We start from the raw sequence: 13,667 nt of genomic DNA, 5'->3' as shown, positions 1-13,667 counted from the left end.
TGCCATGCAGAGTCTCCCTCTATTTAAAAACTTGTTAGTGAGGGGCTCAACAACCCTCCCCCTAAACTGTTACTGGCATCTATACCCCAGAAAGAGAATACTTTTATACACGCGGTTTGGCTAAAATCACCATCAAAATGCCGCAGAGTACAATCAAACTGGCAAATAGCATCAACCACGTTAATTGCTCACCCAGAAAAATTACCCCACCTAGAATCGCCAAACTGGGCACAGAAAGTTGCACGGTACTGGCAGTAATACCATCTATTTTTTTAACAATGCTGTACCACAGCACATAGGCCCCACCTGATGCAAGCGCGCCTGACAGCACAGCTAAAACTACACCATTCAAACTAATAAAACTGTCTGGTAAGTGCCACAGAAACAACATAGCCACTAACGGTAGTCCAAAAAGGAAATTGGACAAGGTAGCAGTCAAAGCATGCTGCATATTCTTGGCCAAGATGCTATAAAAACCCCATGCAATACCTGCAACAAGCATCATCAGTGCATATTTAAACGTCGGTGCATCAGCTTCAGGTAGTAATAATAAACACATACCCAACAAGGCACAGCCTAACCCTGTCCAGCGTGGCCAAGTCATGCGTTCACCCTGCCAAACGGCATAACTAATCATAGTGATTTGCACCGCACCAAACAGCAGCAATGCACCTACACCTGCATCGATATACAAATAGGCCAAAGAAAAACCGAGAATATAAATAGTCAGACTCAGCGCAGATTTCCATTGGAATTGTAAAGGATGTTGTACCTGAAAAAGGACATACAACAAGCCTAAAGCGACTGCCCCACTGCCCACACGCAGCAGACTAAAACTCATAGGATCAATTTTCTGCTCTGCCAAAGCCAAGCGACAAAGCACAGAGTTTGCAGCAAAAGCCAACATGGCAATACTTATTTTAAACCACACGGCTGAATATCCTTATCAAGCTGCACTACACGATTTTATCGTATGTTTAGTTTTGAATTGCCACTATCTACAGTTAGTAGCAATTCAAAACTGCCAACTCAATTTCAATGATTGAATTGGCAAAATTGAACGCACTAATCTGTTTATCTATACAAAGTTAAACACCCTTTTTTAATGCGGTAATCAGTTCAGATTTTGAAACTTCAGGTCGAGATGTACCTTTAAATTCGCATAAATAGCGAAAAGCAGAGTTTAACTCGACACGTAAGATTTTTTGCTCAGACAGCGACCACACCCGTGAACGGTTACTGCCCGAAAGTGCACTGCCTGCCAATTGATATAAATATAGGTCATTGTCACGTTGCAATGGTTTTTTCGTGCCGTTGTCGGGATGGTCTGACAATAACTGACAAGACGATTGTATCAGCCATTTTTCACTGAACCACAATTGCAATAAATCACCCAAATATAAATCTTGATGCGCCAAAGGCCAAACTTGAATATAGGCACCTTGAACAGGTGTTGCGTACTGTTCAGGGTTGGAAAGAATAGAAAGATAATGTTCTTGATAATAAGAAAAATTTGAAAAAATATCAGAAATGCTGAGCGTATTCATGCGCTTACTCCTATTTAGCCATTTTAGTGCTGGCAAGTTGGGTTAAATCCACACTGTTTAAGTTTATGCTTAAACACTTTGTTATGCCATTCAGACTAACAATCGTTTTTTCATGATGCAAGTTTTGTCAGGCATTTTTTGGAAAATATTATTTTTTTGCTCAAATAAAAAGCATATAAAATAAAAATGAAAGGAACATGACAGTTTTTGCTTGACCCTTGCTTAAATCTGCTTATAATCGCATGCAGATTCTCCCATAGCTCAGTCGGTAGAGCGACGGACTGTTAATCCGCAGGTCCCTGGTTCGAGCCCAGGTGGGAGAGCCAAATTCTAAAAAGCCCAAGCATGATGACTTGGGCTTTTTATTGCCTGAAATTTATTGGCTGGACTTCTTTTTAAAGCCCCAAAGCTTGAGAGATAACTGCATTTATCAACACGTCTATAAGCCTCAAAATATAAAAAGCGAAACCGAAGTTCCGCTTTTATCTGCATGCAAAGTTATCTATACAGTTTAAACAGCTTGTGCAGGCACACCACTATGAAAACGGAACAGATCATCTGGACTGAGAATTAAGTTCTTTTCAACTTCACGAATATGCTGAATTCGCCCCTGAATATCTTCTTCTGGGTTTTTCAGTTTTGCTGTTTTAGCCACGTCCAAAGCCAGTGCCAAATAATCTTCATAATGACGTGATTCAGATTTAAGTAAATAACGATAATACTTACCTAATTCTTCATCAACCAAAGGAGCAAGCGCATAAAAACGCTCACATGAACGTGCTTCTACAAATGCACCAATCACCAATACATCAATTAATGCTTCAGGCTCATAGGTTCGGATTTCTTTACGCAATCCCCCCGCATAACGCCCTGCACTTAAACCTTGCCATGCCTGCCCACGCTTTGCCATGAACTCCAGTACTTGTTCATAATGCAGCATTTCTTCACGTACCAGTTGCGCCAATTTGACCTGTAAATCGGTAAAAAAGCTGTAACGGAACATCAGGTTCATGGCTGTACCCGCTGCTTTCTTTTCACAGTTAGCATGATCCTGCATCAAAATATCTAAATTTTTTAATGCTTCATCTAGCCAAGCTTGCGGCGTTTCACAACCTAAAAATGCAATCACAGGCTGCATTAATTCATCATAATTTATGCTAGACATAACTTTTCAAATTTTATCTTTCAATCTTAAATATACAGATTCAAATTAACGCGCTGCATCAATCGCGGCTTTCATGCGTTTTACGGCTTGTTCCAAACCGACAAATACTGCATCACCAATTAAAGCATGACCAATATTTAACTCATGGATGTGCGGGATCGCAGCAATTGGGCCTACATTTTCTAAATTCAGTCCATGTCCTGCATTAATCACCAAACCACGACTGGCTGCATATTCAACACCTTGCAAAATGCGGGTTAGCTCAGCCTGTTGTGCGGCTTCACTTGCTGCATTAGCATAGGCACCTGTATGAATTTCAATCGTTGGTGCACCACATGCCACTGCTGCATCAATTTGCGCAATATCAGCATCAATAAACAGTGAAACGTCACAACCCATTGCGGTTAATTCTTGCGTCGCTGCCTTAACAGCTTCAAAATTCCCCACGACATCTAGACCGCCTTCAGTGGTCACTTCTTCACGACGTTCAGGTACCAAACACACATGCTGAGGACGAATTTCTTTGGCAAATGCGATCATTTCTTCAGTCACGGCCATTTCCAAATTCATACGGGTTTTTAGCAATGGACGCATACGACGTACATCATCATCCTGAATATGACGACGATCTTCACGCAAATGCAAAGTAATCCCCTCTGCACCCGCTTGTTCACAAATCAACGCGGCCTTTACAGGGTCTGGATAGTTCGTGCCACGCGCTTGTCTTAAAGTTGCTACATGGTCAATATTGACACCGAGTAAAGCCATAATAGATTCCTACATTACGCTTGAGTTTGAGAATTCTGAATCCACAATTGGCGACTTTTTAAAGGTCGATCACCCAACAGTGAACTAATCATTTGCCGATACAGCCTAGACAGTAATTGTAACTGCTCTGGGTTAAAATCCCTACCCTTTTCATAGTCACACATACTCAGAATCTGCGCACCGAGTAAGTTTGACCGTGAAGCTTGAGCGTTGGGAATAAAACCATCATTGAGCTGAAAATGATAATGCAGATTAGGTTGAATTGCTTCCTGATTGGCATCGACTGAGAAATCGATGGCATAACCTAATTCTTCCAATAAAGCATGTTCAAACTGACGCAAAATCTGTCTTAAAAACTGATTTGGATTTTCTTGGCTAGATAAGTGCTGCAAATACGCTAAGGTCTGATGGTATTGCACAAAAGTTTCAGGCATTTCGACTTCAACCGGACAAAGTCGCAACACAATTTCATTTAAATAAAAACCTGAAAAAAATGCATCACCAAAGAAAAAAACAGGCTGATTGACAATTTCCAGTTTGGTGAAGTTTTTAAGCTCTGATTTTCCCGATGCCTGAATACGAATCGGTTGATATTGCGGTGGTGGCATTTGTCTTAAAATACCATCAACCCGCCCATGTTTACGGGTAAACAAATGCACAATATGGCTTCGTTCACGGTATTTACGATGATGGATGAGATAACCATGCAAGATTTCATTGCGCATAATTGCGTCAATTAATCCTGTTCTTTGGCTTTTTCTGGCTGAGATTCTTCTTCGTCATCGCCATCTGGAATGACAGCACCGACAACAGCAGCAGTGCCTTTGACCACACCTTTCGTGGTTTTATAGGCAACTTTAACGGGAACTGTCACAACTTTATGAATACAACCTTGCAAGACAAACATACATGCCACAATTGCCAACACTTTCATCATCACAGTTCCCTTTTATTCAAACTTAGATATCGCTATATCCTAAGCTTTTTAATGCACGCTCATCGTCAGACCAACCGCCTTTAACTTTCACCCAAAGCGTCAGCATGATTTTTTGCTCGAACATTTTTTCCATATCGACTCGTGCATCCATACCAATTTTTTTCAGTTTCGCACCTTTTTCACCAATCACAATGGCTTTTTGACCTGGGCGATCTACAAAAATAGTGGCATCAATATAAGTACATGGTGCTTTCATACGACCTGTTTTTTCATTCAAAACAGCATCTTCTGTTTTAAATGATTCGATTTGTACAGTTAAATCGTAAGGCAGCTCTTCACCCAATTGACGCATGATTTTTTCACGAATAATTTCAGACGCCAAGAAGCGCTCAGAACGGTCTGTGATTTGATCCAACGAATACAGTGGTGGTTGGAATGGCAAATAGCGCTCAATCGTGTCACGCAAATGATCTAGGTTCGCACCACGCAGTGCCGATACAGGTACAATTTCGGCAAAGTTCATTAACTTGGCACGTTCCTGAATAATCGGCAATGCCTGATTTTTATTTTCAAAAGTATCAAGTTTGTTGATGACTAGAATCACTGGCATTTCTGCATTTTTCAGCTTTTCCAAAACCAGTTCATCATTTTGGGTCCACTTTTGTGCATCCACCACAAACAGAACTAAATTTACATCGCGCAAAGCAGAAGATGCAGCACGGTTCATCATTTTGTTGATGGCACGTACTTCTTTTTTATGCATCCCTGGTGTGTCTACAAACACAGCCTGAGATTTTTCACGGGTATCAATACCCACAATTTTATGGCGAGTGGTTTGTGGCTTACGTGAAGTAATTGAAAGCTTTTGCCCCAATAAGTGATTCATGAGGGTCGATTTACCCACATTCGGGCGACCAACAATCGCAACAAAACCACTGCGGAAATCAGATGGAATTTCAGTTCCCTGACCGCTAAAGAACTGGTTGATTAAGTCATTGGCGTCGTTATTCGACTCGTGATCAGCATCTACGTGATCGGAATGGATGGTCATTCAGACTTTTGCTCCAAGAATTTTAAAATATCTGCCGCTACTGCCTGCTCGGCAAAGCGACGGCTTGAACCTTCACCCTTCATTACGGGTAAACTATCGACTCGGCATTCCACAATAAAATGCTGATTCGGTGCATCACCCTGAATATCTACAACCTCGTAAACCGGGAGAGGTTTTTTACGTGCTTGTAAATACTCTTGTAAGCGGGATTTTGGATCTTTGAGTTGATCGGTTGGCTCAATGTGATCTAAATACGGGCTATACCATTTTAGCACAATAGATTGCAGCAAATTTAAATCGCTACTATCGACATAAATAGCACCAATAATCGCCTCTACGGTATCTGCCAGTATAGACTCACGATGATGACCGCCAGATTTCAATTCACCCGTACTGAGAATTAAATTCTGACTCAATTTTAAATCATTGGCGATTTTACCCAAGGCTTCTTGGCGTACCAAGGTTGCCCGCATACGGGTTAAACGCCCTTCATTTTCGTGAGGATAGGCCTCATATAAATAATTGGCGATAATCATGCCCAATAATGAATCGCCTAGAAATTCCAGGCGTTCGTAATTGTGTTTATGGCTGACCGAGCGATGGGTTAAAGCCAGTTTAAGCAATTCAGTTTGCTTAAACTGATAACCAATACGGCTGGCTAGGCGGGTCTCATTTAGCTTGGACTGAGCTTTGATCAAAACTTTTCTCGAATTTCATTACAATATCAATATTCAATAAGAATGGTTTTCTTATTTCATATTCTTTTTTCACTTGCAGGCCATCGACATTCGTGACTTGAGCAACATCTGCAAACTTCATATCACGAATGTTGTTCATGTTTAAACGCTTATCCATTTCACCAATAAATTTTTGTGGTGAGAGGTTTTTTGGCCCGTTCAATAACTGTTCTTCAATTTGGTTATCCAACATTCGATCATCGAAATATGGCCCCCAAACTGCGATTGCGACTTTTGCCATAAATGCAAAGCCAATAATTGCAATTAAAATTGCAATATAAGATGCCCCTTGTTGATGACGCATTTTTTATTTTCCTAATCTGCTGTATTAATCAATTTTGCCGTTACGACTAAATGACGGCAAATTAAACCCAGGCTCTTTATGCATCCACACATAGAATGCACGACCTGTTAGGTTTTCCTCTGGTACAAAGCCCCAAAAACGACTGTCAGCACTTTGATCGCGGTTATCCCCCATCGCGAAGTAATGACCTTCTGGAACTTTGACTTCCCAATATAAACCATTTTCTGCTGAATATTTACCATTGTCTACATAGTTCAGGAATGGCGCCTGACGTGCCACATTCACCCCTTCTAGCTCACGCATAGTAAAAGTGTGCTCACCCAAAGTTTCCTGATGGTAAATTGAAGTTGGTGTATCCAAACTGTCTTTGTCACGGCTAAACTGAATTGGTGTTTTACTCACTTTTTCACCATTAATACTCAGCTGACCATGATCATAGACAATGTGATCGCCCGGTAGACCTACAATACGCTTTATGTAGCTGATACTTGGTTGTGGTGGATAACGGAAAACTGCTACCTCGCCACGTTCTGGTGAACCGACATCAATAATTTTACTGTTGATGATTGGCAGGCGCACACCATATTCAAACTTATTCACCAGAATAAAATCGCCTGTTTCCAAGGTTGGCACCATCGAGTCAGACGGAATATTGAATGGCTCATATAAGAATGAACGCAATACCATCACTACCGCCAAAACAGGCCAAAAGTCATAGGCCCATGTAATAATGAAATTTTCATTGCCTCGGCCTTTGTTGGCTCTTTGCTTAAATACAAATTTATCCAACAACCACACTGCAATAAAAAACAGCGTGGCAGGAACGAGAATCAAATTAAAATCAAAATCCATGGGCTTGTTATCCTTATAATTTTAGCGATCGACTTTTAATACTGCCAAGAATGCTTCTTGTGGAATTTCAACACTTCCCACTTGCTTCATACGTTTCTTACCTTCTTTCTGTTTGGCAAGTAGTTTCTTCTTACGTGAAACGTCACCACCATAACATTTCGCAAGTACGTTTTTACGCATTGCTTTTACAGTTGAACGTGCAATGATCTGTGCGCCAATCGCAGCCTGAATAGCCACATCAAACATTTGACGTGGAATCAAGTCTTTCATTTTTTCAACCAAGGCAATGCCACGGTGACGTGCATCTTGACGGTGACAAATCATCGCCAAAGCATCTACCTTTTCACCATTAATCAGTACATCCACCTTAACCAGTGATGAACTTTCAAAACGGACAAAGTTATAATCTAAAGATGCAAAACCACGTGAACATGACTTCAATTTATCAAAGAAGTCCATCACCACTTCTGCCATTGGAATTTCAAAAGTAACAGACACTTGGTTACCCAAGAATTTCATATCTTTTTGCACACCACGACGCTCAATACATAAGGTCATGACGTTACCTAAGTATTCCTGTGGCACTAAAATATGACATTCGGCAATGGGTTCACGTAAATCTTCAACTGTTGAACCATCAGGCATTTTTGATGGGCTGTCGATATAAACCGTTTCGCCATTTTTCATTACCGCTTCATAAATTACAGTCGGTGCAGATGAAATGAGGTCTAAGTCGTACTCACGCTCTAAACGCTCTTGTACGATTTCCATGTGTAGCATACCCAAGAAGCCACAACGGAAACCAAAACCTAAGGCATCGGAACTTTCTGGTTCAAAGAACAATGCTGAGTCGTTAATTTGTAGCTTGTGCAATGCCTCACGGAAAGGTTCAAAATCGCTGGCATCAATCGGGAATAAACCTGCATAGACCTGCGGTTTCACCTTTTTAAAGCCTGGTAATGTTTCAACTTCTGGTGTGGTTGCAAGCGTGATGGTATCACCCACTGGCGCACCAAAAATGTCTTTAATCCCTGCAATTACGAAGCCCACTTCACCTGCTTCTAAAACACCTGTTTCAGTATGTTTTGGATTAAAAATACCCACAGATGTGATGATGTGTGTTTGACCTGTCGATTTCATCAACATCTTGTCACCTTTACGCACACGACCTTGCTTGATACGCACCAAAGACACAACGCCCAAGTAGTTATCAAACCATGAGTCAATAATTAAGGCTTGTAGCGGTGCTTCGCGGTCACCTTGTGGCGCAGGAATTACATTCACCAAAGTTTCTAAAACATTGTCGATGCCTAAACCTGTTTTTGCAGAACAAGTTGGTGCTTCTTGTGCTTCAATACCAATAATTTCTTCAATTTCATGAATCACACGCTCAGGCTCTGCCTGCGGTAAATCAATTTTATTGAGTACAGGTAAAACTTCTAAGCCTTGCTCAATTGCGGTATAGCAGTTTGCAACCGACTGTGCTTCTACACCTTGAGCAGCATCAACCACCAATAGTGCACCTTCACAAGCGGCTAAAGAACGTGATACTTCATAAGAAAAGTCGACGTGTCCTGGGGTATCAATGAAGTTTAACTGGTATTCCTGACCATTTGGATGGTTATAGTATAAAGTCACTGATGTGGCTTTAATGGTAATCCCACGCTCACGCTCAAGCTCCATAGAATCCAACACCTGCGCTTGCATCTCACGATCTTGTAGACCGCCACAGGTTTGAATGAAACGATCTGCCAGAGTCGATTTACCATGATCGATGTGCGCAATGATCGAAAAGTTACGGATGTTTTTAATATCAACAGATTTTTTAGCTTGCGCCATGGGTTACCTTAAAAAATAACACGCCCTGCACCTTAAAATTCATGCAGAGCAAAAGCCGAATAGAAATTGCGAAGGATTATAGCAGATGGATTTTTCAATGTATCCATAATAATGAGTTCCTTTTGCTGCCATTTAGTTTTTTATTTTATACAACAGACTTCGGCATTTTATGTGCAGATTTAAATACTTTATGAATCTTAAAGACCTCGACCTATAACGTGTTGTAACGACCAACTAGAGCACATTTAGTGCCTAACTTATCTCTCAACTTAATCATAAGCACTAAAATCTAAAGGATTAACGTCCGTAGCCAGTGGCTGATAAGCTTGCGTAAAGGTAGGTGACATACGCTTTGGACGGCCTGTGGCAATTTCTACACATGCCCATTGTGTGCTACCCATGAATACCAGGCTTTTATCTTGCGGGCGATAAAATGCATACTGACGAAATGAATACAGTGCATTCAAATCACTGAGCCACGTTCGTAAAATTAGCTCCTCACCTTCGAGAGCTGCTTTACGATATTGCGCATGGTGTTCTACAGCAACCATGGCATGTTTCAGTTTCAAATACTCTTGTACACCCAAACCTAGCTGTTCTATATGCGCCGATGCCACATCTTGCATCCATTGCACATAAACCACGTTATTTACATGGCCCAAAATATCTATATGTTCGGGTTGAACCGTGATTTTTAAATCAAATATGCTGCTCATTGCATCCTTTTACTAGAAACTGCCGTGTCTGCTTAGTTTATCAAAAATATTCAATTTGCATAAAAAAGTCGCTCTGTTTGAAGAGCGACTATTATACGACTGATCATTTATATTGAAATCAAATCAATCCTGGCAGATGCTTTAACTTATTGAATACGCATCCCAATAATGGCACGTTGCCCTTGACGAATAATCACGACCCGAGCGACTGAACCTTTTTTCAGGGTAGATACCGTTTCAACAAACTGGTTGGCATTTTGAATTGGAGTATTATTCAGTTGTACCACCACATCTCCCGGCATAATACGCGCCTGAGCTGCTGAACCACCACGACGCACTTCCTGAATGAGCACACCACCTTTAATATCTAACTGGCGTTGTTCTGCAACAGTTAAGTCACGAATAGACACACCTAAAACAGGGCCTTTAGCAGCAGTTTCAGGGTTGTTTTTTGCAGGCGTATCATCAGGTGCTGTACTGACTGTAGCGGTAATATTACGGCGTTTGTCATCACGTAATACTTCAAGCTGAATACTCTGATTTGGCACTGAACGGTTTAAATAGTTCAACAATTCTGAAGTTCGGGAAATTGGCGTACCGTTATATTTAAGAATAACATCACCCGCACGTAAGCCCGCACGTGCAGCAGGAGAATTTGGCGCAACTTGAGTAATCAATGAACCTTCTGGTTTGCTCAGTTTATAGGATTCAGCCAAATTACGGTCAATATCCTGCAAACTCACCCCTAAATAAGAGCGGGTCACTTTACCATTTCGTTTTAACTGATCGGCCACGTCCATTGCTACATCAATAGGAATAGAGAATGACAACCCCATATAACCACCCGTACCACTAAAAATACGGGAGTTCACGCCCACAACCTCACCACGCTGGTTGAACAGTGGCCCACCTGAGTTACCTGGGTTTAAAGCTACATCAGTCTGAATAAAGGGTACTGAGGTTTCACCCATCATATTCCGCATTTTTGCACTGACAATCCCTGCCGATGCAGAATAGTCAAATCCAAATGGAGAACCAATTGCAAGTACAGGCTCACCTACACGCAATTGATCGACATTGCCTGTACGCAACTCTGGGAAACTCACACCTTGCACTTTTAATAAAGCGACATCGGTACGTTCATCACTACCCACAACAGTTGCATCTAACTCACGGCGGTCATTCAGTACAATTGTGACTTTTGAAGCATCTTCAACCACGTGGTGGTTCGTTAAAAGGTATCCATCTTTACTAATAAAAAATGCACTGCCATAACCTGTTTTTTCTTGTGGCAATTGTTGTTGTGGAATAATGACTTGATTGCCAAAAAAACGGCGTAAAATTTCTGGAACTTGTTGTTGTAAGAGTTCTTCCTGACTCATTTTTTTGACAACATTGACACTCACGACAGCAGGACTCACCTGCTCAACCAAATTAGAAAAGTCTACTGGTGGTGCTGCTTGAGTCTGCACAGTTGCCATAGTAAAAACAGCCGCATATAAACCTTTTTTTAAATTGCGATTTTTCATAAATAGCATTCACTCAATAATAATTATGACTTCGAACCCATCTTATTTATCACAAAATTACTAGGTTTTGCGTAATAAAATGTTGAATCTTTTCAGTTTCAGCTTTTAGTTTATTGCAATTAAATCAGTTTAATGAGATTGAATATTTAGAAAATCTAAATCTAGTTTAAAGCCCAACATCTAAAATAAATTGGATAAAATTGTCATAAAAGTTGGAATATTCCATAAAAGTTTCCGGTTTATTCTTTTTTTTCATTATTCATGCCCACTTCGCACTTGCGTTTTTCTGCAAAAAGGGGTGTCATTATCCAACTTTTTTCAAATTAGCTGATGGACATGTCTAATTTAAACACAACACATCAATTTGATGTGATTATTGTGGGAAGTGGTGGTGCAGGTTTGAGTTTAGCGCTCTCATTACCCCAGCATTTCAAAATCGCCGTTTTGGCAAAATCTACCCTCACTGAAGCCAGCACCTTTTATGCGCAAGGTGGTGTTGCTGCAGTCCTTGATGAAACCGACTCGATCGAACAACATATAGATGACACCATGATTGCAGGTGCGCATTTATGTGAAATTGACGCCGTAAAACAAACGGTGGAAGGCGGCAAACCTTCGGTAGATTTTCTGCTCAAACATGGCGTGCAGTTTACCTTAGACGAACAAGAGCAATTGCATTTAACCCGTGAAGGCGGCCATTCTCAGCGCCGTATTATTCACGCTGCCGATGCTACAGGCCGTGCAATTTCCACGACTTTGGTGCAACGTGCTCAAGAACAGCAAAACATCACTATATTTGAAAACTATATCGCCATTGACCTGATTACCTCACAAAAGCTTGGTTTAAACGAAGCTAATCGTTCATTAGGCTTATATGCACTAGATGAAAGTACTCAAAAAGTACATACCTTCCTTGCTCCATTTACCGCTCTTGCCTGCGGCGGTGCAATGAAAGCCTACCTTTACACTTCAAACCCAGACATTGCGACGGGCGATGGTATGGCCATGGCTTTCCGTGCGGGTTGCCGTGTAGCCAATATGGAATTTAACCAATTCCATCCAACCTGTTTGTATCATCCTCAGGCGCGTTCTTTTTTAATTACTGAAGCCATGCGTGGTGAAGGTGCATATTTACGTTTACCTGATGGCGAACGCTTTATGCTGCGTTTTGATGAACGAGCAGAACTCGCTCCGCGTGATATTGTGGCACGTGCAATTGACTATGAAATCAAGCGTTTGGGTATTCGTCATGTATGGCTAGATATTACCCACAAGCCTGCAGAATTTGTCAAGGAACACTTCCCTACACTGTATGCACGTTTGCTGGAATTAGGCATTGATATCACTACAGATATGATTCCGGTTGTACCTGCTGCCCACTACACTTGTGGCGGGGTGATGGTCAATGAACATAGCCAAACCGATATTTCTGGTTTATACGCGATTGGTGAAACGTCTTATACAGGTTTGCATGGCGCTAACCGCATGGCAAGTAACTCTCTTTTAGAATGTTTTGTATATGGAATGGCAGCGGCCAAACATATTGAAGCACATCACACTACAGATTATTGCTCACCTGAAGTTCCTGCTTGGGATGATTCTCAAGTGACCAACCCTGATGAAGATGTTGTAATTTTACAAAACTGGGATGAACTTCGTGCAACCATGTGGAACTACGTCGGTATTGTACGCACCACTAAGCGTTTAGAACGTGCTTTGCACCGTATTGAAATGCTGAAACGTGAAATTACCGAGTATTATCAGGACTACCAAGTTAGTAAAAACCTGATTGAGCTGCGTAATTTGGTTCTGGTTTCTGAAATGATTGTACGCTGTGCCATGCAACGCAAAGAATCACGTGGTTTACACTTCACGCTGGATTATCCTGAGCTTGCGCCTGAATTGCGTAAAACTGTGCTAATTCCACCTAATTTCCAAGTGGAAACTCCATTGGTGAATGAGTGATCTGATTGCTTGTTACGCAACAGCATTTGCATAAAAGTATCTGTGAATAAAGTGCATTCGAATTCTAATGCAAGAAAGCACCGAATCGTATTCCATAACACGATTCGGTATTTTATCATTTTGAATATGATGACGTTAACTTACTAAACCTGTTCCTTAAAATGTGGTCAAACATAGTCAAGGACTAATTCGCACTCTGTTAATGTCTTGTTGCCAAACGTGTAACTAGAGCCTGAGTCGGTCAGTTCCGACTTATA

Annotated in this window: 14 protein-coding genes and 1 tRNA gene; 2 read left to right on the top strand and 13 right to left on the bottom strand. The window is 41.2% G+C overall.

The window, feature by feature from the left end; all coding sequences use genetic code 11:
• Positions 1–103 precede the first annotated feature (103 nt).
• Together HHA42_RS05605 and HHA42_RS05600 are read right to left on the bottom strand one after the other, a co-directional pair.
• Positions 104–931 (bottom strand): DMT family transporter, encoded by an 828-nt coding sequence (locus tag HHA42_RS05605; protein ID WP_168525705.1) that lies wholly within the window; start codon positions 929–931, stop codon positions 104–106.
• A 157-nt stretch (positions 932–1,088) separates the two neighbouring features.
• On the bottom strand, positions 1,089–1,547 hold the full coding sequence (locus tag HHA42_RS05600) for a hypothetical protein (RefSeq protein WP_168418164.1): 459 nt from the start codon (positions 1,545–1,547) through the stop codon (positions 1,089–1,091).
• A gap of 250 nt (positions 1,548–1,797) precedes the next feature.
• On the opposite strand from HHA42_RS05600, the gene HHA42_RS05595 reads away from it, so the two are divergent.
• Positions 1,798–1,873: transfer RNA gene (locus HHA42_RS05595), tRNA-Asn, on the top strand.
• A 185-nt stretch (positions 1,874–2,058) separates the two neighbouring features.
• Here the strand turns inward: HHA42_RS05595 and HHA42_RS05590 are convergent.
• From HHA42_RS05590 to HHA42_RS05540, 11 genes are all read right to left on the bottom strand, one after another.
• Entirely contained in the window at positions 2,059–2,712 is a 654-nt protein-coding gene (locus HHA42_RS05590; protein WP_168525703.1) for a tRNA-(ms[2]io[6]A)-hydroxylase, read from the bottom strand.
• A 45-nt stretch (positions 2,713–2,757) separates the two neighbouring features.
• Positions 2,758–3,483, bottom strand: coding sequence for a pyridoxine 5'-phosphate synthase (pdxJ, locus tag HHA42_RS05585; RefSeq protein WP_168525749.1), 726 nt, complete (start codon positions 3,481–3,483; stop codon positions 2,758–2,760).
• An 11-nt stretch (positions 3,484–3,494) separates the two neighbouring features.
• On the bottom strand, positions 3,495–4,208 hold the full coding sequence (gene recO / locus HHA42_RS05580) for a DNA repair protein RecO (RefSeq protein WP_354667084.1): 714 nt from the start codon (positions 4,206–4,208) through the stop codon (positions 3,495–3,497).
• Between the two features lie 8 nt (positions 4,209–4,216).
• The gene (locus HHA42_RS05575) at positions 4,217–4,417 is read right to left on the bottom strand and encodes an NF038104 family lipoprotein (RefSeq protein ID WP_168418161.1); all 201 of its coding nucleotides are present in this window, start codon (positions 4,415–4,417) and stop codon (positions 4,217–4,219) included.
• A gap of 22 nt (positions 4,418–4,439) precedes the next feature.
• Positions 4,440–5,462 carry a GTPase Era gene (gene era / locus HHA42_RS05570; protein WP_171525572.1) on the bottom strand — a complete coding sequence of 341 codons (1,023 nt, stop codon included), beginning with the start codon at positions 5,460–5,462 and terminating at the stop codon, positions 4,440–4,442.
• A 2-nt stretch (positions 5,463–5,464) separates the two neighbouring features.
• Positions 5,465–6,166: a ribonuclease III gene (rnc, locus tag HHA42_RS05565; protein ID WP_168418159.1), complete on the bottom strand. Its 702-nt coding sequence runs from the start codon at positions 6,164–6,166 to the stop codon at positions 5,465–5,467.
• A complete protein-coding gene (locus tag HHA42_RS05560; RefSeq protein WP_168460091.1) occupies positions 6,138–6,509 on the bottom strand; it encodes a DUF4845 domain-containing protein in 372 nt (123 codons plus the stop codon). The genes rnc and HHA42_RS05560 overlap by 29 nt, the downstream gene beginning before the upstream one ends.
• Before the next feature lie 24 nt (positions 6,510–6,533).
• On the bottom strand, positions 6,534–7,361 hold the full coding sequence (gene lepB, locus HHA42_RS05555; RefSeq protein WP_168460092.1) for a signal peptidase I: 828 nt from the start codon (positions 7,359–7,361) through the stop codon (positions 6,534–6,536).
• A gap of 21 nt (positions 7,362–7,382) precedes the next feature.
• Entirely contained in the window at positions 7,383–9,200 is a 1,818-nt protein-coding gene (gene lepA, locus HHA42_RS05550) for a translation elongation factor 4 (protein ID WP_168525699.1), read from the bottom strand.
• A 269-nt stretch (positions 9,201–9,469) separates the two neighbouring features.
• Positions 9,470–9,916, bottom strand: coding sequence for a thioesterase family protein (locus HHA42_RS05545; protein ID WP_168460095.1), 447 nt, complete (start codon positions 9,914–9,916; stop codon positions 9,470–9,472).
• Between the two features lie 146 nt (positions 9,917–10,062).
• Entirely contained in the window at positions 10,063–11,445 is a 1,383-nt protein-coding gene (locus tag HHA42_RS05540) for a Do family serine endopeptidase (protein WP_168460096.1), read from the bottom strand.
• Positions 11,446–11,775: 330 nt separating this feature from the next.
• Here HHA42_RS05540 and nadB point away from each other — a divergent pair, with 330 nt between their 5' ends.
• Positions 11,776–13,410 carry an L-aspartate oxidase gene (nadB, locus tag HHA42_RS05535; RefSeq protein ID WP_168460098.1) on the top strand — a complete coding sequence of 545 codons (1,635 nt, stop codon included), beginning with the start codon at positions 11,776–11,778 and terminating at the stop codon, positions 13,408–13,410.
• Positions 13,411–13,667 lie beyond the last annotated feature (257 nt).

This window comes from Acinetobacter sp. A3, assembly GCF_012371415.1.
In the GTDB taxonomy this organism is placed as follows: Bacteria; Pseudomonadota; Gammaproteobacteria; order Pseudomonadales; family Moraxellaceae; genus Acinetobacter.
The sequence above is the reverse complement of the archived record's forward strand: the minus strand, read 5'-3'. Positions and strand labels throughout refer to the sequence as shown.